Origin of the sequence: Virgibacillus necropolis (assembly GCF_002224365.1) — a bacterium.
In the GTDB taxonomy this organism is placed as follows: domain Bacteria; phylum Bacillota; class Bacilli; order Bacillales; family Amphibacillaceae; genus Virgibacillus_F; species Virgibacillus_F necropolis.
In genome coordinates this window covers 2094576-2114608 of the sequence record NZ_CP022437.1, presented here as the reverse complement: position 1 = coordinate 2114608, position 20033 = coordinate 2094576, and the positions used below count along the sequence as shown (strand labels likewise).

Here is a 20033-nt window from a genome sequence, read left to right as displayed (position 1 = left end):
CCATCCCCTTAATTTAAATAGTAGTGTCTAAACTATAACTAGCTTATCAATTTTATTCCCAGATTTCAATTCAAATTAACTGACCTTAATAAACATTTGTCGTATCTTTGTTCATATTCTCTAATATTTCCTTTACGCGTGCTAAGAAATTTCCACATACAAGACCATCTAATATACGATGATCAAGCGAAAGTGATAGGTTTACCATATCTCTAGCAGCAAACATATCGTTCACAATCATGGGACGTTTAACAATTGATTCGACCTGTAAAATCGCGGCTTGCGGATGATTGATCACACCCATTGAGTGAATCGAGCCAAATGAACCAGTATTATTTACGGTAAACGTTCCACCTTGCATGTCGGCAGAAGTTAATTTACCAGAGCGAGCTTTTGAAGCTAATTCGGAAATATCCTTGGCAATCCCTTTAATGCTTTTCTCGTCAGCATGTTTGATAACTGGTACAAACAATTCTTGATCCTTAGCTACAGCGATGGATAAATGAATATCCTTCTTCTGAATGATCTTATCGCCAGCCCACATACTGTTTAATTGCGGATACTCTTTTAGTGCTTGCGCGACTGCTTTAACGAAAAAGGCAAAGAACGTTAAACCAAATCCTTCTTTTTGTTTAAATTCATTTTTCACCTTGTTACGATACGTTACTAAATCTGTAACATCAACTTCAACGGTCATCCATGCATGAGGGATTTCCGTAGTAGAACGGACCATATTTTGTGCAATAGCCTTACGAACACCTGTCACAGGAATTTCGATATCCCCGGCTTGTGAAGTTGGTGCAGGGGCAGATGGCGCAGCTTTTACTTTTGATGATGTTTGTTCAGACTGCTCAGTTTGTTTTGGTGCAGAACTAGTTTCACCTGCTTTTGGCATATCACCTGAAGCGATCACTTTCTCAATATCTTTTCTGGTAATTCTTCCACCTTTTCCAGTTCCGGACACTTGTGTTAAATCAATATCGTTATCCTGTGCCATTCGTAAAACAGCTGGAGAATAGCGTTTTTTCATCGATTGATCTTTTGTATCTTCTTCAGCAGGTTCAGCCTTTTCAGATTCTTTAGGTTCTTCCTTTGCAGAACCTTCATCCGACGAAGGACCGCCTTCCGTGTCGATATAACACATTAATTCTCCTACTTCAATTGTTTCTCCTTCTTGTGCAACAAGTTCTTTAATTACACCTGTAAAAGAAGATGGTACTTCAGCATTCACCTTGTCTGTCATTACTTCAGCAATAGGATCGTATTTGTTAACCTTATCACCTACTTCAACAAGCCAAGAGCTAATTGTTCCTTCTGTTACACTTTCACCCAGTTGGGGCATATTTATTTTTTCAGAAGCCATCTAGAGTCCCTCCTTTTTCCACTTAAAATTCTGCTAGTTCACGGATTGCTTTTTCGACTTTTTCTGGATTAATCATAAAGTATTTTTCCATTTTTGGTGAGTACGGCATTGACGGTACATCAGGCCCTGCAAGACGTTGAATCGGCGCATCTAAATCGAACAAGCAATTTTCAGCGATAATAGCCGCTACTTCACCGATAATACTACCTTCTTTATTATCCTCAGTGATGAGTAATACCTTTCCTGTCTTTTTAGCAGCTTCAATAATTCCTTCTTTATCGAGCGGATAAATGGTTCGTAAATCCAGAATGTGTACGTCAATATCTTCATCAGCCAATTTTTCTGCTGCTTGAAGCGCAAAATGTACAGCTAGACCGTAAGTGATGACGGTAACATCTGATCCTTCTCGTTTAACATCTGCTTTTCCAATTGGAAGTACGTAATCTTCTTCTGGCACTTCTCCTTTAAGTAAACGATACGCTCGCTTATGCTCAAAGAAAAGTACAGGATCATTGTCACGTATAGATGCTTTTAATAACCCTTTTACATCGTAAGGAGTTGACGGCATAACAATCTTTAGTCCTGGTTGATTAGCAAACACAGCTTCTACAGATTGAGAATGATACAAAGCCCCGTGAACTCCTCCACCATAAGGCGCACGAATAGTCATTGGAACATTCCAATCATTATTCGAACGGTAACGAATTTTAGCCGCTTCCGAAATAATTTGGTTTACCGCGGGCATAATAAAATCAGCAAACTGCATTTCAGCGACTGGACGCATTCCATACATTGCAGCTCCTATTCCAACACCTGCAATCGCAGACTCTGCAAGCGGTGTGTCAAGAACACGTGCGTCACCGAACTCATCATACAAACCTTTAGTAGCGCCGAACACACCACCTTTTTTACCAACATCTTCCCCTAAAACAAAAACCTTCTCGTCGCGTTGCATTTCTTCTTTTAATGCTGTTGTTACAGCTTGAATATATGACATTACTGGCATTTTACAGTCCCCTCCTTACTCTTCGTAAACAAATCTTAGTGAACTTTCTGGTTCAGCGTATGGTGCATTCTCGGCATAATCGGTAGCTTCATTAACAATATCTCTGATTTCCTCGTTCATTTTTTCTTCTATTTCTTCTGTTAAAATTCCTATTTCTTTTAAATAAGCAGCAAATGTAATAATGGAATCCTTTTTCTTCGCTTCTTCAACTTCCTTGCTTTCCCGGTATTGACTATCATCATCATCACTTGAGTGAGCAGTTAAACGGTACGAGACAGCTTCAATTAATGTTGGGCCTTCACCATTTATTGCGCGTTCTCTTGCCTCTTTTACTGCTTCATAAACAGCTAAAGGATCGTTTCCATCAATTGTTATCCCTGGCATTCCATAACCGATAGCACGATCTGAAACGTTTTTAGCCGCAATTTGTCTTTCAATTGGAACAGAAATTGCATATTTATTATTTTCCACCATGGTAATTACTGGAAGTTTATGTACACCAGCAAAGTTTAATCCTTCGTGAAAGTCTCCTTGGTTGGATGAACCTTCTCCAAGTGTAACTAATGACACGATATCTTTTTTCTCCATTTTTGCTGCTAAACCAACACCTACTGCGTGTGGTAACTGTGTTGTTACTGGCGATGAACCAGTAAGTATTCTATTTTTCTTTTGTCCAAAATGTCCAGGCATTTGACGTCCGCCAGAGTTTGGATCCTCTTGTTTAGCAAAACCAGATAGCATTAGGTCCTTCGCTGTCATCCCAAAAGCGAGAACAACTCCCATGTCTCGGTAATATGGAGCTACATAATCCGCGTCTCGATTTAATGCAAACGACGCACCCACTTGCGCCGCTTCTTGCCCCTGACAGGAAATTACAAATGGAATTTTACCAGCTCGGTTTAAGAGCCACATTCTTTCATCAATCTTTCTAGCTAAAAGCATCGTTCTAAACATTTCTAAAACTAGATCATCTGATAACCCTAATTCCTCATGACGATTTTTTGACATTGATAGCCCCTCCTCTTTTTAACCGTGTATCTGTTTCCCATCAACAGCTAATGCTGCTTCACCCATTACTTCTGCAAGGGTTGGATGTGGATGAATGCTATGCGCAATTTCCCAAGGTGTTGCATCCAATACTTTTGCAAGTCCAGCTTCAGAGATCATATCCGTAACATGTGGTCCAATCATATGACAGCCTAATAAATCATCTGTTTTCTTATCCGCGATAACTTTAACAAAACCTTCTGAATCACCGTGAACAAGTGCTTTACCAATTGCTTTAAAAGGAAACTTGCCTACCTTAATATCAAACCCTTTTTCTTTTGCTTGTTTTTCAGTTAGACCGACACTAGCAACTTCAGGGTTTGAATAAATACAAGTTGGTATGTTTTCATAGTCAAGTGGTAATGGATCTTTATCAGTCATATGTTCTACAGCTACAATTCCTTCATGTGAAGCGACGTGGGCTAGCTGCATTCCGCCAATAACATCGCCGATTGCATAAATGTGCGTTTCTTTCGTTTGGAAAAACTCATTTGTTTGAATAAAGCCTTTTTCGACAACTATGTCTGTGTTTTCAAGCCCAATGTTAGACGTATTAGCTTCACGTCCAACTGAAACTAACATTTTATCCGCTTGGAAGCTTTCGTTCTTGCCGTTAACTTCAGCCTCAATAGTAATACCATTTTCACTAGATAATGTATCAGCTAAAACCTTAGCGCCTTTCACAAAAGTAATAGTTTTCTTTTTCAGAAGTTTTTCAACCTCTTTGGCAATTGCATCATCTTCTGTAGGCAAAATTTGATCTAAGTATTCAACAACTGTTACTTCTACACCAAAATCCGCAAGCATAGACGCCCACTCAATTCCGATTACACCACCACCAACAATAATGATTGACTTTGGCAATTCTTCCATTTGAAGTGCTTCATCAGATGTCATGACATTTGTTCCATCAATTTCAAGACCTGGAAGAGACTTTGGTTTGGAACCAGTTGCAATTAATACATTTTTAGGTACAATCATTGTATTTTCATCACCATTTGCATACTCGATTGAAATTGTTCCTGGCATTGGTGAAAAGATGCTTGGTCCTAATATACGTCCAAACCCTTCAAAGACGTCAATTTCCCCTTTTTTCATAAGTCCTTGAACACCTTGGTGTAACGTACTTACAATACTATCTTTTCTTTCTTGTACTTTTGTAAAATTTAATGTTGTATCTTTTGTATCGATACCATATTGGCTAGCTTCTTTGGTTTGTTTTAAAACTTCTGCACTGCGCAGCAATGCTTTTGAAGGTATACAACCACGATGTAAACATGTTCCCCCGAGGTCGCCTTTCTCTACAATTGCAACCTGTAATCCGAGCTGTGAAGCTCGGATTGCAGCGACATATCCTCCTGTTCCTCCACCGAGGACGACAAGATCATATTCTTTTGCCATCTATTAATCGCTCCTTTTTATACTTCTTAGGAAACTATAAAATCGTAACCTATGGATAACTCAACTACGTAAACAGCCACGTCCAGCTCCAGCGCCCATTGCCTAGTGCCCTTCAGGCGCCCTCCTTGCGATAACAGTTCGACATAAGTCGAACGTCCTTAATCGCTTACGCTCTTCGTGTTTCCTTTATCTCATACGGCGCCTTCCAGGTCATACGGCAATAAACGGGCGCTTACGCTTTTGTTCTACTTAGGTAGGATAAACTTTCGGTTTTTCTTCTTTACGTAGTACTCTTAATGTACCTTCTGTAAGTGCTTGAAGCTCATTTTCGCCAGGATAGACCAGAATATCTGCGATCCAATCAATCCGTTTTGAAATCATTTCTATAAATGCCTTACCATAAGCAAGACCACCAGTCATAATGATTGCATCTACTTTTCCTTCTAACACAGCGCTCATTGACCCTATTTCTTTTGCAATCTGATAAGCCATCGCCTCATAGGTTGCTGTAGCTTCTTTGTCACCATTCTCAATTCTGTTTTCTACCTCTACTGCATCACTTGTTTGTAAATAGGCCATTAACCCGCCTTGACCGACTAATTTCTTCATCATTTCATCTCGATAATATTGACCAGAATAGCAGAGTGCGACCAAATCACCAGCAGGTACTGTTCCAGCACGTTCTGGCGAAAATGGCCCATCACCGTGTAAGCCATTGTTCACATCAATTACCTTGCCATTTTTATGCGCGCCAACTGTAATTCCTCCACCCATATGTGTAATAATTAAGTTGATCTGGTCATAAGCTTTCCCAATATCTTTAGCAGCTTTTCTTGCAACTGCTTTTTGATTGAGAGCATGAAAAATACTCTTTCTTGGAATTTCAGGCACACCGGACAATCGTGCTATACTATCAAATTCATCGACCACTACCGGATCTACAATGTATGCAGAGATATTAAGTCCATTAGCAATTTCGTTGGCGATAATGCCACCTAAATTAGATGCGTGTTCTCCATTAAATCCTTGCCTTAAATCCTCAAGCATTCCTGGGTTAACTTCATACGTTCCACCTTCTATAGGTCGCAGCAGGCCTCCACGACCACAGACAGCACTTAATTTAGAAATGTTGATTCCTTCATGATCCAATTGGTCTAAAATAACATTTTTCCTAAAATCATATTGATCAATTACACGATTGAATTTTGCGATCTCATTACTATCGTGACGGATTGTTTTTTCAAAGATACAGGTTTCATTATCAAAAACACCGATTTTTGTTGAAGTAGAACCTGGATTTATTACTAAAATACGAAAAATTTGTCGTTGCAATGCTGTTTACCTCCGTCTATAGGACAATTTTTACCTTATCTTCTGCTTAATGTGTGATGTCCATTTAACAAAAATTGACTACGGGAAGCTCTAACTGATGCAATGCGTTCTTCAGCCATACGGTCTGCTGCAACATATGTTGGAATATTATCTCGCTTAGAAATAGCAAAGATTTTTAATAAACTATCATAAATCGTTTCAACATTTTTCATTGCTCTGTTAGCATTGTAGCCATTTAATTCATCTGCTACATTGATTACGCCACCTGAATTAATTACATAGTCTGGTGCATAGACAATCCCTTTCTCATGAATAATATCACCGTGCACCGTTTTCTTAAGCTGATTGTTAGCTGAACCAGCAATAACTTTTGCTTTTAGTTGCGGAATTGTTTCATCATTTATCGTTGCTCCAAGTGCACATGGAGCATAAATATCACAATCAACTCCATAAATATCATCCGGGTCTACTGCAGTTGCGCCAAACGCATGAACTGCACGTGTTACAGCTTCTTTATTAATATCTGTAACAATTAGGTTTGCGCCTTCTTCATGTAAATGTTCACATAGTGTAAATGCTACATTACCAATACCTTGGACAGCTACCGTTTTTCCTTCTAATGAGTCACTACCGAAAGCCTCCATAGCTGCTGCTTTCATACCCTTATAGATACCATAGGCTGTTACTGGTGATGGATTTCCTGATGATCCAAATTCAGGTGAAATACCTGTTACAAAATCAGTTTCCATATGAATTAAATCCATGTCGTGGACAGTTGTACCAACATCTTCAGCAGTAATATACCGACCGTTTAACCCTTGAATATAGCGGCCAAATGCGCGGAACATTTCTGGGTTTTTATCCGTTTTTGGGTCCCCAATAATAACTGTTTTTCCACCACCTAATTCAAGGCCGGCTGCAGCATTTTTATATGTCATACCTTTTGCTAGGCGTAGTGCATCTTCAATTGCTTCTGCTTCAGATTTGTATGTCCACATTCTAGTACCTCCAAGTGCCGGTCCCAGTGTTGTGTCATGTATTGCAATGATTGCTTTAAGTCCTGAGTTTTTATCCTGACAAAATACTAATTGCTCGTAATCATATTTCTCCATATAAGTAAAAATTTCCATTGTTTGTTCCTCCTAGAATTTTTTTGATGAGACTAATGCAAGAGATAGGGAGTATAATTTACTCTCAGCAGAATCAGCACGTGAAGTTAAGACAATTGGAGCACTTGCACCACTTACAACTGCTGCTACTTTAGCATTAGCAAAATACATAAAAGATTTGTATAACGCGTTTCCAACCTCGATTGTGGGAACGGCGATAATATCAGTTAATCCAGCTACTTTTGATTGAATATTTTTATGTTCAGCAGCTTGTTTAGACACCGCATTATCAAATGCAAGTGGGCCATCAATAATACAATTATGTATTTGATTTCTATTTTGCATTTGGGTTAACATTGCTGCATCAACGGTTGCTTGCATAGCAGGATTTACCACTTCAACTGCAGCAAGAGCAGCAACCTTTGGACAGTCAATTCCAATAGCCTGCGCTATTTTAACAGCGTTATTGATTATTTCAACCTTTTCCATTAATGTCGGTGCAATATTCATACCAGCATCCGTTAAAAATAATAACCGATCCTGATTTGGTATTTCAAACAGGGCTACATGGGATAAAACTTTCCCCGACCGCAGTCCATACTCTTTGTTTAATACCGACTTTAGTAGATCCTTTGTTGAAACATTTCCCTTCATGAGAATATCGGCTTCTTTATCATGAACCGCTTTAACAGCCGCACTAGCTGGATTGGAATCCTCAGATACAACTGTTATCTTGGGTGAAGATAAATCAAGTCCAATCTTTCCGGAAAGTGATTGTATGCTGTCTTTATTCCCAAAGAGAATAAAAGCGCATAATTCTTCTTTAACTGCATCCCGAACAGCCTTAAGCACTTGCGCATCCGCTGCATTTGCAACAGATACAGTGTGTTCATTATCATTTTTGGCCATTTTTTTTAATTCATCTAACGTATTCATATCGAGCCTCCAATCATCTTTCCAACGTTAAATTTGTAAGCGCTTTAGTTAATAATTAGCTTACATACCGTTACTAAAAATCTTGTATGTTCACTTTTTCTATTCGATATTTATCCATTTTGTAATATAAATTTCGAATTGATATATTTAATTCTTTTGCAGTTCTTGTTTTATTATAGTGATTCGCTTGATAAACCTGTTTTATATATGTCTCTTCAAATTGTTCAACTGCATCCTGTAGTGTACCCTGATTTATGTCAAATCGTTCGATATCTTGTATCCGAATTGTATTATCAGGATTCAAACTTGGGATGTGCTTCAATTTGATAATTTCGTCATTACTATCCATATAGATAAGGGCCCGTCCTAGAACATTTTCCAACTCTCGGACATTTCCAGGCCAAGCGTACGATTTAAGGAAATCCATCGCTTCTTGATCAATCTTACGAACATTCCGTCCGTAATCTTGGTTTATTTTATGGATTAAATGTGGAATTAACTCAGACAAATCCTCGATTCGCTCTAGTAAAGATGGAATAAATATTGGCAAACGGTTCAATCTATAATATAAATCTTCTCGAAACGTTTTTTTCATTATTGCTTTTTCTAAATTAGCATTCGTTGATGTTATAATTCGAACATTGATTGCTATAGGATTTTCACCACCAACGCGCACAATTTTATTTTCTTGTAGCACACGCAGTAACTTTCCTTGCATATGTAAAGATAATTCACTAATTTCATCCAAAAAAATACTTCCCATATTTGCTTCTTCAAACAAACTTTCTTTACCACCACGTTTTGCACCTGAAAAAGCGCCTTCTTCATAACCAAATAATTCACTCTCTAGAATAGATTCTGGCATAGCAGCACAATTTACACGAATAAATTTATTGTGTTTGCGATCACTTTCATTATGAATGGCGTGAGCAAAAAGTTCTTTTCCAGTTCCCGATTCGCCACGAAGTAATACTGTGGCAGGAGTTTTCGCACCTACTTTTGCTTGCTCTAAGGATAGCTTCATTTCTGGCGAAGAGCCAATTATATCATCAAACGTATATTTAGCTTCCAGGTTTCGAATGATTTGTCTTGCTCGCCTTAATTCATTGGTAAGCGATTTTATCTCTGATACATCATGTAATACACCAACACTACCCTTTATCTTTCCATCAACGATTACAGGAGCAACATTAACAAGTACATCCTTTTTAGCTGAACCAACCTTCATTCGTACACCACGAACAGGGCGGCGGGTCTGCAAGACTTTCATATGCATGCTTTCCCCTTCAGATATATCTACAGTAGCGGGTTTACCAATTATATCTGATTTAGACAATCCCGTTATCCTTGAATATGCAGGATTAATCATCATCCCTTTTCCATCTTCATCAACGACAGTTATCGCTTCATCAGACGATTGGATAATTGCCTCTAACATAATTTTAATTTCTTTTAAGTCTGTATTCTCTTCAGCAAGATTCACTACTTCAGTAATGTCTTTAAAAACAGCGAAGGCACCAATTAACTGATCTGACGAGTTTATAATAGGAATTCGTGTTGTGATAATCTTTTTGTCATTTTCAAGAATTAGCTTCCTATTTACTTCCCTTTTACGACTTCTCAACACTAACGGTAGCCTGGAATTTTCAATCACATCTTTTACTGGATGGTTTACGAAATTTGATTTAGGTATACCTATGATTCGCTCAGCGCTTTCATTGACAAACTGGACAATTCCTTTTTCGTCAACCACAATCATTCCATCACGAATATTATTAAGAATTAATTCTTGATTGGTCATTTCCATCTTTAATTGTTCAAGCAATGATTCTTTTTCATCCATTAATTCCGAAATAATATAGGCAACAGAACCCGGTATAACAACAGTCTTCTTACTACGTGCTTCTACTATTTCTTTTAAAACTGTTTCTTTGCCAGTAGCTTCAATGATGATGTCTAGATCATCATTCATCCACCTTTTCCAATCATTATCTGTATGTATTCCATATTCTTTTGCAAGCTGTAAACCTTGGGCATGATCCTTTATGTCGATTACTCCGACAATTTGCATTCGGTCTGTTTCAGATAAAATTTGTATTAATGCACTTCCACCTTTTCCAGCACCTACAATCAGCACACGCTTCATTTTATCCCACCTTGCAATTTTTTGCATACATATATTGTACGTTATCATGCAGGTTTTGGCAAATGAAAATTAGTTTCTATTTTAGAAGGGCTTTGCTATACTTAAATCAACAAACAATTAAAATGTGTGTTCAAAAAGTCGCCGAATTAGAAATAAGAAGGTCGAGGCACGAGAGTTTTGAGGACCGGAAAAACCGAGTAACGAAGAGATTCGCCATTTATCATTTGGTGACTTTTTGAACATCTTCTTAAAGGAGTTTCTAGATGATACGAATTATTGCAGTCTTACTTCTGGTCATACCAGGAATTATTTCTGCCTATGGTATAAAACTAATGCGCGATTCGTTATTTGAAGATCTTTATCCTATATTTTTTTATTTAGGCGTTCAGTTTTTTATCGGATTTATACTTTTTATAGGCGGTATTGCCTTTATTGGAGGATTTATCGTGCATCGAGATAGAAAACGGCAATACAATGCGAAAAACCCAACTATGAAGAGTTAAAAATATTGGAGTAAAAGTTAAAAAAATGATGATTCTATTTAAATAGAATCATCATTTTTTAACCTTAACTTGCTTTATAATCTAAACGCAGTCGGTCAGCGACCATTGCGATAAATTCACTATTAGTCTCCATCGGTAGTTTATCGATAAGCCTATACGGTAGGTGTAGCGTTAGTTTAGCGGTTGTTTGTCGGACAATATAAACGGTACATTATCGAAATTACGGTATCTATTTGTTAGCGTACTTGTGTACGTTGTTTGTATTGTAAACGATAACTTCCGGTAAGACAAGCGTTATCTGTGCAAAACTTTGCAATTTGCTTAATATATCCGATATTTCACGCCTGCATTTTCGCAAGCCTCGCGTAACTTTCCCTTTCGCACCTCCGATAACGAATACCATATAACGGTTGGCGTGTGCTTATACTGTCCGAATACTACCCGCGATAACTCTTTATACTTATCGATTTTACCGACGTTCGTCTGCATAGATTGCGTGTTATCTATTTCGATAAACTGAAACTCGCCTCGCCTTTTATACGTCGCGTCCGGAATTAGTTTATTTTCGCCCCATGCTATCGGGACCTCTTTACGCCAGTCGCTCGGCTGCCCTAGTCGGATGTATAAATCATTCCGCATTAACGAGTGAGTTATCCACGCCTTTTTTAATTCGGCTTGCTTCGAACCGATGCGATCCTTTCCGCGATTAGATAGGTAATATATCTTGTATTCGTACCTAACGCTAGCAATCGTTTTATCCTTCTCCATTTGATATAGTATTCGGTGCGCATTCCTATCGCCGCCTAGCTTTTCGATTACTTGTAGCTGTTTCCGCGTTGCGTATGTTAATTCATCCAATCGTAATAGTATCTGTTCGTGGCGTTGTGCTTTCTTCTCTTGTTGTATCATCATTGACTTCATACCTCCTTAGTTTTTCCTGCATTTCAAATTTAGTGATAAATGGAGTTTGCACAATATGTTCTTTGACTGTTTTATAAATCGCTCTACCGGGATATTCTAATGTTTCGGCGCCGCTTTGATCTATTGCTACCCCCGATTGAACAGATGTTACTAATCTAAATGCCACCCTAGCTACAGCATTGGCCTTTATCTGTGAGTCAAGAATTTCTTTAGTCGGGTATTGTGTTCCAAAAATCATTTTATAACCAACTTGACCAGCTACCCTTGCGATATGGTTCATTATGCTTTGACAATCCTTAGCGTATTCCTTATCTGTATCTGACATACTTTTCTCTGGTTTTAATTCTCCTGCTTCATCAATAATAATGAATTTCCTAGTTGGTAAATTTCCTTCCTTTGCGTTTTCTGCATCAATTGACTTTAAATAATCCATATCCTTTTTAATATCACGCTTAACCATTTTTAGCGCTTTTGCAGATTCCTTATAATCCCCAGCTACTACCTTGACTTGTTTTAAGTTTCGGTAACGATGAAAAGCTAAACCACCTTTTAAGTCAAGAATGTAAAACTCTACGCCGTCCGGATTGTTTTCAATTAAATGCGTCATTAACATTTTCATGAATACAGTTTTACCCCATGTTGTTGACCCCGCTACTACCATGTGTGGGATAGTATCAAAATCATGGTATACAACCCCCTCCTGCGCCATTCCGACGGGGATAGTCCAGCCGCCTAGCGATTCGAACATATCGTAATTGTATCGATCCTTTAGTTTCTTGTGGTACACCCTAACGTGTAGCTTGCCGTCGAAATATACGTGTACGGGTTTATCGAGCGTCTTTTGGAGTACCGGCTGTAGCTTATCATCATCGATTAACCCGTAAGGCACGTTATAAACATACTCGAAGTAACTATCCTTCTTGATTGTCTTTAACAATGTAGGTGCATAACCTTTTGCGTCATAATCAATATTTTTGAAAGTATGTTGTATCTTCTGCTGGTCTAGTGTGGTCTTCCTAACTGCTGAAAATAACAATCCGGAAATACATAAAGATATTCCGATTGATTCTACAATCATGTTGACCCTCCCCTTTAAAAGAAAAATGTATTGATTGTTTTAGAAAAGATAAACCATATCCCAACCGCGATAATTGAACCGATCACGGCATAGATATAGCCCATTTTTAATCGTACCTTGCCTTTGCTTTCTAAATGAACCAACCCTACTAAAACGATCCCAAAAACGCACATAAAAATTATTCCGAACCAACCAAACATTAACGATGCTTCACTCATGATGTTGTGTCTTCCTTTCTATGTTCAATTGAACATTCAAGCAATGAATAACAAAATGAATATAGAAATGTTGGTATAGTAGTAGTTTAAGAGATATAAAAGAAGGAAAATTAATAGTTCATAAACGAAGTAAACGACGGTAGGGAGTGAACGAGTGGGGCGGATTTTGAAAAGTGAGGTTCCTAGTGTAGTAGATTGTATGTACTATTGAATATTCATTTGCTTATTCGCTTGTAATAATAGTATATCCAGATGCAACGATAATATGCGTGTCTATCCAAAAATAGTTGTGATAAATACAAAATAAATTGTGAAAGGGTTTGAAAAGGTTATGTCGAATATATAAGATAGGTGATAATAATGATAATAAGTTTGATTGGATCATACATAAAACAAAGCCCATATGATAGACCTTATATATGTGAATATATGGAGGTATCTAATAACACGCTGTCTAGTTGGTGTACGGGAAAACACTATCCATCTATCCCACAATTATTTAAGCTGGCCAATTTACTAGGGGTATCTATCGCGGACTTGTACCAATATAAGACATAAAAAAAGGCGGAAGCCGAAGCCCCCGCCGTAATGTTACTTTGAGTTTCTTTTACGAAATTCTTCTATCTCATTTTTCATCTTGTCGATTTCTTGAGTCGGTCGGTTTTCGTCAGAGTATACAATTTCGGTACGGTTCGAAATTTTGTCGAAGAGCTTATACCACAACTCCAACGATTTTATAGAAGGTAGCCCATTATTCTGAGAATCTCCGTTAATTAGACGCATAAGTTGCGAATCGATCCGCGCCCTGTTGCCCGCCATTAATAAATGACTGCGCTGATCCTTATAGTGTACGAAGTCCGGTATCTTGTGCCAGTTGTGAAGAGTCTTACGTGAGACTCCGACTTCTTGCGCTATTTGTTCATTCGTTCGTCGCTCACCTTTTACCGTGTGCTCATTCTCTACGAGTAGCTCCGCAGCTCTGACTTGCTCCGGCGTTAACCTTTTTTCTAATTCTCGTAAACTCATTTATAATCACCCCTTTTTAAATTCTATCCGCTAAATCCCCACTCTAGCGCCAAACGTTGACTTACTTGTTTCTGTTTCCGCGCCATTTCCGACGGTGATAACGGTGCGCTGTTGTGAATCGTCACATGTTGCGTAAATCCGCCGCCAACCTGCGGAGTACTGGCTTTATTTTGCGTGGTTTCTGCGTTCCTGCTTGTCCTACCGCCGAAATTGTCGTACTGGCGACCGTATGCGCTCGGTATCGAAGCCTGCGCCAAGTTTCCGCCAGCTTTCGAGACAGCGCTTTTCATGCGATCCATCCCGACGATAAATCCCTCTCCGGTAAATACGCCGATTTGTTTAAATACTTTCGAAGGGGACGCTATTCCGAGTAGGTTCTTCGCTTTATCGATCGCGCTACCTACCGAACCTTTTACGCTGTTGATTAGTTCGCCAGCCATCGACTTAATTCCGCTGATTAGTCCGCTGATAATGTTCGCGCCTACGTCGAATAGGTCGATTCCGGAGAAGAAGTCCATTACTTTATTCCATATTTCAATTGCTTTGCTCTTCGCATCATGCATTTTACTTCGAATAATGCCGACGAACTCCGAAAATTTGGAACGGATGGAATTTCCGATAGACGATAGCTTAGACGAAATACCGCTTTTAATTTCGGACCATGTGTTCCGTATCTTATTGGCAATTTCGCTCATCTTCGCCCTCACTGCGCTTTTAAATTCGCTGAACTTGTTTATTGCCATCCTGACGATTCCTGCGACAAGTGCGAAGGACGCTTTTATTTCGTTCCACTTTTGGGAAATCCACGAAGCTACTTTATTAAACGTGCTAATCGTCCAAGCCTTAATTGAATCCCAGTTTTTATATACGACTATCGCTAGTTGTGTTACGATTCCGATTACAATTCCGACTGGACCCGTTAACCACATTAACTTGCTTCCGATTCGAGCAATCCATGGGATAGCCTTTGCCATAACGTTCCCTGCTGTCGTGATTACTGGCGCCAAGAATTTAAATAAGGATATTACCGCGATAACTGGCGTCGCTAACATGAAAAGCGCACCCATCAATACAGATAAAATCCCTATCACTATTCCTATCCACTTGTGGTTAGCCAACAAAGTGCTTGACCAACTTAAAAACTTATTAATTAAGTCCAGCATTACAGTTCCGACCGGCTGCATTGCTACACCTAAATTTATGATGAAAGTAGTTAAGTTACCTATTAACGCTAATACCTTCGGTGCATTTTCTCTTACAAAGTTAATGAATTTATTGAACTTCTCTGATTCCGATAGCTTTGCCGCCCATGCCGCGAAGCCTTCCGACATTTTTAAGAACCCCTCGGAAAAGTCCATCGCTAGGGGGTTAAATGCCTGAAGCATCGTACCGAATCCAAGTATAAAATTACCGACGGCTTTCGTTAGTATCTCCAGTTGTGGTCCAGCGGTTTCTCCCACCCACGCAAAAAATGATTTCACTTGTTCTGTATTTAGCGTTTTATTAAACGATTCGAAAAGCCGCCCTACTGCGCCGGTTACTGACTGTATGCTCGGCTCTAATAGTAGCAACAACGCTTCTAAACTGCCTAGCGATTTATTAAAGATGCTAAGAATATTCGGCTCGAATTTCTCCACAAACTTGTTAAAAAACCCGCTGAACTTCTTAATCGCTTCGACGCTTTTCAGTTGCGATTTACTGTACGAATCGGTTAGCTTTTTAAGTTCCTTTAGTGCCGTCGCCTTTTCCTCGTCGTTGCTGGCGTCTGCCACCGCTTGTTGAGCCTCTTTCAGCTTTTCGTTTGCGTCAAATACGCCCTTTATCGCCGGGATTGCTACACTTGCGAAAGCGGCTGAGCCAATACCCGCGGTTGCGAGCGCTGACGATACCGCCATGATACCACCTGCGGTCGCCCCTAGTACCGGAACTAACGCGGGTAACGCCATAAACAAACCCCCGCGAGTTACGCCTTGAGAAATCTCTCCGAAAGTCCGCATCGACGTAGCCACGCGGTCCATTTTAGTACGGAAATCTTTCACCGCGACTTTTAGTTGAAAGGTAAACTTACGCTTTTGCAATCGGTCAAGTCGTGACTCTACTTTTTCGATGTCCTGTACCGCTTTGTTTTCGTTAACATTAATTTCGATATGCTTTCCTTCCGGAAGGTTATGGATCATGCGAGTTACCGAATCAAGTTGTCGTTCGAGTTTGGCCATCGGTTTGGTAAATTTATCTATGGCTTTTATGGAAAAGCTCACATTAAGGTTAGACGCCATCGGTCATCACCCGTTCATATTCCGCTATATACTTCTCGCCCTGCGTGAGGTAAAGCTCCGCGTTGGATTCGCCTTTTCCGTTGATAAAGCCGTCCAGGTGCTCGATGCAGATTCCGAAAAGGGTTATCGCCAATTCCTTTAAGTGCTGCGTTTCCGGAGTTACCTCCGTTTTTTCTAGCTTCTTTAATCCGCGTTTTAAATTTCGCTTTACTATCCCGGCTTGTTCCTTTGCTTGCTCGAAGTCGTCATTTTTAAGCACATCGAAAATGTTTCCGCCGAGATAGGTATTTCTAACGCTTTCAATCCTTTGCGCGCTTTGCTTTTGTATCCTGTTCATTTAATCTCCTCCAAATGTTTGACTTTGACTAACTTTGACCTTTAGTACATGAAAAAGACGCCAATTAAGGCGCCTCTATTTCTATACTTTTCCTTTGTCTGCTGCGTCGGTCTGCTCGGCTTCGTGTGCGAAGTAAATAGTCTTGCCGTTGTTGTCGCGGTAGCTTTTCAACTCCGGAATACCTGCGGTAACTTCCGCCTTGAAGCCTTCTAACCTCGTAATCTCTCGTCGGATTTCGCTTAGTTCATCGCGAAGCTGATCGACTTGGTGTTGATCGCTACGTAATCCGGACGCTGATCCGTCGCCGGAAAGTCGGAATGCTTTTAGGTCTAACTCCTGCGCTTTTCTGTGCAACTTACCGAGTTCTTGCGCGATACCTATCGTTAACTGGCTGATAGTTTCGTTGGCGTCCGTCGCTATGTCTGCAGCTTGGCGCCTGACGTTGTGGTGCTTCGCTTGTGCGTCAAGAAACGCCTTTTTCGCCTTTTCGATGGCTGCCCGTGCCTTTTCTTCTTCGGCTTTCTTGACGCTTATTTGCTCCGACGCCTCTTTACGTACATTTTCAACATGTTCAGCGACTTCGGACGGATCAAACTGCGGCGTAGCTTGCTTATTTTCGTTTAGTACCGCAATTTCTTTGTGTGCGTCGGCTATCTGTGCGTCGATTTTGGCTAGCTGCTTCGGGTCGAAAGGAGTAGTCGGGTCATATTCCGCGATTTTGGCTGACTTCTTCGCCTCTAACTCCGTAATTTTCGTGCGGAGTTCGTGCTCCCTGTTGTGGAACGCTTGGTGTTTCGCCGATTTGCTTTGTAGGAACGTTTTAGCTGCGTCGATTAGTTTCATTGCTGATTATCCCCTTCCGCTTTTTGAATGTGGTCATTAATTGTTGCGAGGTATGCTTGGGTACGGGTGTCTTTTGTGTCTGAATTGAGATACTTTTCCTTTGTTTCCGCATAATGTGCCTTCAATGTTTCCGCGCTCATTCCGGATAAACTTTGCGTGTCCAATCTTTCTATTCTCATATTTATACCTCCATTCTTCCTGTTTGAACATCAATCTCAATATCTTGCGGGTAGCTGTCAGGATCATTTAAATACCTCGGTAATTCTCTACCGAAAATATCCCTAGCGTTATCCATTGCTACGGGACTGAATAATTTTGCGTCATAAAGGCTACCCGATAAATCATAAACTTCTTTTGCTTCTCGCTGTTCTTCGGTTAATGACACTGTATTTAAATGATTAAACGTACCTTCTAGGCTTTTTCGTAATTCAAATACTGAACGTTGGTCACCTGCATTTGAAAGAATCGGGCTAATTACAGAAGCAAAGTCATCTTTTAATCTATTTGCAAGATAAGGCTCACCCTCAATACTTTTTACGAATTCTAATAATTGTTTATTTGATTCTTGTGAGTTATTCGATAGCATTATTTTTGTTTTCAAGTCATTAAAGTTTGATTCGAATTTCTTAACCTTTACCTCGTCGGGTTTTTTCGTTTCTTTTTCTAGCTCTTTTTGCGCTGCGACTTTAGCTTTAGTTACCTCTGCTTGATAATCGGATTTTAGTTCCTTCGCAAGATTGATAACCTCGCCGGCGTATTTCTGGCGCAACCTTTGTGCTTGTTTCTGGCGTCCTTCCGGTGATAGGTCGGTGTTACTTGTTGCTTTTCCTATTTCTCGATGGGCTTCTTCTCTTAGTTCGATATATTTTCTATTTACACTTTGCTCGATTTCTCTTGCTTTAGTAATATTTTCCCTCATTATTAATCGTCCCCTTTAATTTTTATAGTGAGTCATTTGTAAGTTTTTTAGCTGATTCTTTATTGCCTTTTTTCTTCTTGCTTTTTTCTTTTTCCTCGGGTTCTTCGCCGTCAAGTAGTTCCTGTAACATGCGAGCCTCCCACCCGTTCCCCATCTTCTTACGTGTCCTCAAATCGCGGTCACTCCTAAGTTTTTGGTGCTTTTTATGCCCCATTTTCGCCATCTCCTTAGAATTTTTCTGATATGCTAGATTTTCTTTCGGCAGCATCTTCCGCCAACTGAATTACTTCCTTATAATCCGGCGTCATTCGATATGAACGAATAATAACCTGCCGTCGATAAGGTTCCAGCCAAGCCGACTTAACTTGCACGCTAGTCGCTTTTATCTTCGCGATTTCTCCTTCGTTAACTTCGGCTTTAACAAGTTCCGCAATCGCTTTGAAGGTTTCGCGGTTGGATAGCCGTCCGTCAATATTCACCGAATAAATAGCGATAGTTTCGTGATTATCGTTCTCCTCGACGACTCCTATTCCAGTACAATCGTCCTGGCGTATGGCTGTCGCTCTAAATCTGCGAAGTCTGATTATCGTCTGCGTTTGCTTCATCGGTTGCCTCCTCTCGCTCCTTTTTCAGTCGCTTGGCTTCGGCTAGTTGCTCGCGTCGAAAAGCCGTCTTGTATCGTTTGATTCGTTCGCTTCGAATCATCGGCGGGAGTGCGCGTTTTAAGGATTCGTGGGTGATTTTTGGCGAGAAGTTGGTAAACGTGAATATCGGTTCATCGAGTGTCTTAACTTTGACGATGGCGCCGTCTTTGCTTCGCTTTATTGTTATCTTCAATAAATCCAGCTCCTTTGTTTACTGAAAATCCTCCATAAAAGAAAAAGCCTCCGAACCAATCGGAAGGCCTTTCATTTGCCGTTTATTTAATATAAAGAACTTCTTTTCTTCAAAACTATCGAATACTTTATCGGATACCATTAAATTACATTCCTCGCAAGCTGTTACAAGGTTTTTGTTATGGTTGCTACCCCCGAAACTTAGCGGTATAATATGGTCACAACACATTGAGATGATTCTCCTGTCATTAAGTGGGTCGTAATCACAATATCGACAAGTGTAATCGTCTCTTTTGTAAACACTTTCGAATGTTTTTCTTCTATATCCTGTCGAAGGTATTGCCGACTTGAACCCTATTACATTACATCTGTTTGGGAATGATGAATAATGTATTTCAGGATTGATATAAAAGTTAAGTTCTTTAGTCTCTATTTGGCAATCATCACAGAACAACTCTTTTTTATTTTTACTTCCCTTTTCAAACTCATATAATGGGAAAAAATCCTTGTCGCACTTTAAACAAACAATTTTATAAACTAAGGTTGTCCCGTAATTACATAATAGAACATTTGGTGAAATATACTTTTGTTTCAATTACTTACTCCATTTCTGCTAAAACCCTAGGAAAGACAGGTCTCGCGTGATTTTTCAGATACGTATATGACAGATTTTTGTTAAAATAAACACGTTTAAACGCCCTCTTTAATTTGATTCGAGTCGTAGGTTGAAAATTTA

Annotated in this window: 22 protein-coding genes; 2 read left to right on the top strand and 20 right to left on the bottom strand. The window is 39.6% G+C overall.

The window, feature by feature from the left end; genetic code table 11:
• Positions 1 to 85: 85 nt before the first annotated feature.
• The 8 genes from CFK40_RS10025 to CFK40_RS09990 form a co-directional block, all read right to left on the bottom strand.
• Positions 86 to 1363, bottom strand: coding sequence for a dihydrolipoamide acetyltransferase family protein (locus tag CFK40_RS10025; RefSeq protein WP_089532176.1), 1278 nt, complete (start codon positions 1361 to 1363; stop codon positions 86 to 88).
• 22 nt (positions 1364 to 1385) lie between these two features.
• Entirely contained in the window at positions 1386 to 2369 is a 984-nt protein-coding gene (locus CFK40_RS10020; RefSeq protein WP_089532175.1) for an alpha-ketoacid dehydrogenase subunit beta, read from the bottom strand.
• Positions 2370 to 2384: 15 nt separating this feature from the next.
• A complete protein-coding gene (locus CFK40_RS10015) occupies positions 2385 to 3377 on the bottom strand; it encodes a thiamine pyrophosphate-dependent dehydrogenase E1 component subunit alpha (protein ID WP_089532174.1) in 993 nt (330 codons plus the stop codon).
• Between the two features lie 18 nt (positions 3378 to 3395).
• A complete protein-coding gene (gene lpdA, locus CFK40_RS10010) occupies positions 3396 to 4817 on the bottom strand; it encodes a dihydrolipoyl dehydrogenase (RefSeq protein ID WP_089532173.1) in 1422 nt (473 codons plus the stop codon).
• A gap of 249 nt (positions 4818 to 5066) precedes the next feature.
• Entirely contained in the window at positions 5067 to 6149 is a 1083-nt protein-coding gene (gene buk, locus CFK40_RS10005) for a butyrate kinase (protein ID WP_089532172.1), read from the bottom strand.
• A 35-nt stretch (positions 6150 to 6184) separates the two neighbouring features.
• Positions 6185 to 7279: a branched-chain amino acid dehydrogenase gene (bcd, locus tag CFK40_RS10000; protein ID WP_089532171.1), complete on the bottom strand. Its 1095-nt coding sequence runs from the start codon at positions 7277 to 7279 to the stop codon at positions 6185 to 6187.
• A gap of 12 nt (positions 7280 to 7291) precedes the next feature.
• Positions 7292 to 8194, bottom strand: coding sequence for a phosphate butyryltransferase (gene yqiS, locus CFK40_RS09995; protein ID WP_089532170.1), 903 nt, complete (start codon positions 8192 to 8194; stop codon positions 7292 to 7294).
• Between the two features lie 73 nt (positions 8195 to 8267).
• Complete coding sequence (locus CFK40_RS09990) at positions 8268 to 10340, bottom strand: sigma 54-interacting transcriptional regulator (RefSeq protein WP_089532169.1); 2073 nt, start codon at positions 10338 to 10340, stop codon at positions 8268 to 8270.
• 263 nt (positions 10341 to 10603) lie between these two features.
• Between CFK40_RS09990 and CFK40_RS09985 the strand changes: the two genes are divergently transcribed.
• Entirely contained in the window at positions 10604 to 10843 is a 240-nt protein-coding gene (locus CFK40_RS09985; protein WP_089532168.1) for a DUF2627 domain-containing protein, read from the top strand.
• Between the two features lie 321 nt (positions 10844 to 11164).
• Here CFK40_RS09985 and CFK40_RS09980 read toward each other — a convergent pair whose 3' ends face one another.
• From CFK40_RS09980 to CFK40_RS09970, 3 genes are read right to left on the bottom strand one after another with little or no spacing between them, the layout of a single operon-like run.
• Positions 11165 to 11755 carry a replication-relaxation family protein gene (locus CFK40_RS09980; RefSeq protein WP_227001908.1) on the bottom strand — a complete coding sequence of 197 codons (591 nt, stop codon included), beginning with the start codon at positions 11753 to 11755 and terminating at the stop codon, positions 11165 to 11167.
• Entirely contained in the window at positions 11694 to 12842 is a 1149-nt protein-coding gene (locus tag CFK40_RS09975) for an FtsK/SpoIIIE domain-containing protein (RefSeq protein WP_089532167.1), read from the bottom strand. Before CFK40_RS09975 ends, CFK40_RS09980 begins: the two co-directional genes overlap by 62 nt.
• A gap of 14 nt (positions 12843 to 12856) precedes the next feature.
• Entirely contained in the window at positions 12857 to 13060 is a 204-nt protein-coding gene (locus tag CFK40_RS09970) for a hypothetical protein (protein ID WP_089532166.1), read from the bottom strand.
• A gap of 360 nt (positions 13061 to 13420) precedes the next feature.
• Here CFK40_RS09970 and CFK40_RS09965 point away from each other — a divergent pair, with 360 nt between their 5' ends.
• Entirely contained in the window at positions 13421 to 13618 is a 198-nt protein-coding gene (locus CFK40_RS09965) for a helix-turn-helix transcriptional regulator (RefSeq protein WP_089532165.1), read from the top strand.
• Between the two features lie 33 nt (positions 13619 to 13651).
• Here the strand turns inward: CFK40_RS09965 and CFK40_RS09960 are convergent, their stop codons facing one another.
• The 9 genes from CFK40_RS09960 to CFK40_RS09915 form a co-directional block, all read right to left on the bottom strand.
• Positions 13652 to 14086: a phBC6A51 family helix-turn-helix protein gene (locus CFK40_RS09960; protein ID WP_089532164.1), complete on the bottom strand. Its 435-nt coding sequence runs from the start codon at positions 14084 to 14086 to the stop codon at positions 13652 to 13654.
• Between the two features lie 23 nt (positions 14087 to 14109).
• Positions 14110 to 16362 carry a phage tail protein gene (locus tag CFK40_RS09955; protein ID WP_089532163.1) on the bottom strand — a complete coding sequence of 751 codons (2253 nt, stop codon included), beginning with the start codon at positions 16360 to 16362 and terminating at the stop codon, positions 14110 to 14112.
• A complete protein-coding gene (locus CFK40_RS09950; protein WP_089532162.1) occupies positions 16352 to 16699 on the bottom strand; it encodes a hypothetical protein in 348 nt (115 codons plus the stop codon). The genes CFK40_RS09955 and CFK40_RS09950 overlap by 11 nt, the downstream gene beginning before the upstream one ends.
• 81 nt (positions 16700 to 16780) lie before the next feature.
• On the bottom strand, positions 16781 to 17542 hold the full coding sequence (locus tag CFK40_RS09945) for a coiled-coil domain-containing protein (RefSeq protein WP_089532161.1): 762 nt from the start codon (positions 17540 to 17542) through the stop codon (positions 16781 to 16783).
• Positions 17539 to 17721, bottom strand: a complete 183-nt coding sequence (locus CFK40_RS09940) for a hypothetical protein (protein WP_089532160.1) — start codon at positions 17719 to 17721, stop codon at positions 17539 to 17541. The genes CFK40_RS09945 and CFK40_RS09940 overlap by 4 nt, the downstream gene beginning before the upstream one ends.
• Positions 17722 to 17723: 2 nt before the next feature.
• Positions 17724 to 18461, bottom strand: a complete 738-nt coding sequence (locus tag CFK40_RS09935) for a hypothetical protein (protein WP_089532159.1) — start codon at positions 18459 to 18461, stop codon at positions 17724 to 17726.
• Positions 18462 to 18688: 227 nt separating this feature from the next.
• The gene (locus tag CFK40_RS09925) at positions 18689 to 19066 is read right to left on the bottom strand and encodes a hypothetical protein (RefSeq protein ID WP_089532157.1); all 378 of its coding nucleotides are present in this window, start codon (positions 19064 to 19066) and stop codon (positions 18689 to 18691) included.
• Positions 19026 to 19298 (bottom strand): hypothetical protein, encoded by a 273-nt coding sequence (locus CFK40_RS09920; RefSeq protein ID WP_089532156.1) that lies wholly within the window; start codon positions 19296 to 19298, stop codon positions 19026 to 19028. The genes CFK40_RS09925 and CFK40_RS09920 overlap by 41 nt, the downstream gene beginning before the upstream one ends.
• An 18-nt stretch (positions 19299 to 19316) precedes the next feature.
• Positions 19317 to 19892, bottom strand: a complete 576-nt coding sequence (locus tag CFK40_RS09915) for an HNH endonuclease (protein ID WP_089532155.1) — start codon at positions 19890 to 19892, stop codon at positions 19317 to 19319.
• Between the last annotated feature and the right edge of the window lie 141 nt (positions 19893 to 20033).

Excerpts from the sequence above, each read along its gene's own strand:
- lpdA (WP_089532173.1), bottom strand. The coding sequence starts at position 4,817 with ATGGCAAAAGAATATGATCTTGTCGTCCTCGGTGGAGGAACAGGAGGA.
- CFK40_RS09945 (WP_089532161.1), bottom strand. The coding sequence starts at position 17,542 with ATGAAACTAATCGACGCAGCTAAAACGTTCCTACAAAGCAAATCGGCG.
- CFK40_RS09935 (WP_089532159.1), bottom strand. The coding sequence starts at position 18,461 with ATGAGGGAAAATATTACTAAAGCAAGAGAAATCGAGCAAAGTGTAAAT.
- CFK40_RS09965 (WP_089532165.1), top strand. The coding sequence starts at position 13,421 with ATGATAATAAGTTTGATTGGATCATACATAAAACAAAGCCCATATGAT.
- CFK40_RS09970 (WP_089532166.1), bottom strand. The coding sequence starts at position 13,060 with ATGAGTGAAGCATCGTTAATGTTTGGTTGGTTCGGAATAATTTTTATG.
- CFK40_RS09955 (WP_089532163.1), bottom strand. The coding sequence starts at position 16,362 with ATGGCGTCTAACCTTAATGTGAGCTTTTCCATAAAAGCCATAGATAAA.
- CFK40_RS09975 (WP_089532167.1), bottom strand. The coding sequence starts at position 12,842 with ATGATTGTAGAATCAATCGGAATATCTTTATGTATTTCCGGATTGTTA.
- CFK40_RS09990 (WP_089532169.1), bottom strand. The coding sequence starts at position 10,340 with ATGAAGCGTGTGCTGATTGTAGGTGCTGGAAAAGGTGGAAGTGCATTA.
- CFK40_RS09940 (WP_089532160.1), bottom strand. The coding sequence starts at position 17,721 with ATGAGAATAGAAAGATTGGACACGCAAAGTTTATCCGGAATGAGCGCG.
- CFK40_RS09960 (WP_089532164.1), bottom strand. The coding sequence starts at position 14,086 with ATGAGTTTACGAGAATTAGAAAAAAGGTTAACGCCGGAGCAAGTCAGA.
- yqiS (WP_089532170.1), bottom strand. The coding sequence starts at position 8,194 with ATGAATACGTTAGATGAATTAAAAAAAATGGCCAAAAATGATAATGAA.
- CFK40_RS09985 (WP_089532168.1), top strand. The coding sequence starts at position 10,604 with ATGATACGAATTATTGCAGTCTTACTTCTGGTCATACCAGGAATTATT.
- CFK40_RS09925 (WP_089532157.1), bottom strand. The coding sequence starts at position 19,066 with ATGAAGCAAACGCAGACGATAATCAGACTTCGCAGATTTAGAGCGACA.
- CFK40_RS10020 (WP_089532175.1), bottom strand. The coding sequence starts at position 2,369 with ATGCCAGTAATGTCATATATTCAAGCTGTAACAACAGCATTAAAAGAA.
- bcd (WP_089532171.1), bottom strand. The coding sequence starts at position 7,279 with ATGGAAATTTTTACTTATATGGAGAAATATGATTACGAGCAATTAGTA.
- CFK40_RS09950 (WP_089532162.1), bottom strand. The coding sequence starts at position 16,699 with ATGAACAGGATACAAAAGCAAAGCGCGCAAAGGATTGAAAGCGTTAGA.
- CFK40_RS10025 (WP_089532176.1), bottom strand. The coding sequence starts at position 1,363 with ATGGCTTCTGAAAAAATAAATATGCCCCAACTGGGTGAAAGTGTAACA.
- CFK40_RS10015 (WP_089532174.1), bottom strand. The coding sequence starts at position 3,377 with ATGTCAAAAAATCGTCATGAGGAATTAGGGTTATCAGATGATCTAGTT.
- CFK40_RS09980 (WP_227001908.1), bottom strand. The coding sequence starts at position 11,755 with ATGATGATACAACAAGAGAAGAAAGCACAACGCCACGAACAGATACTA.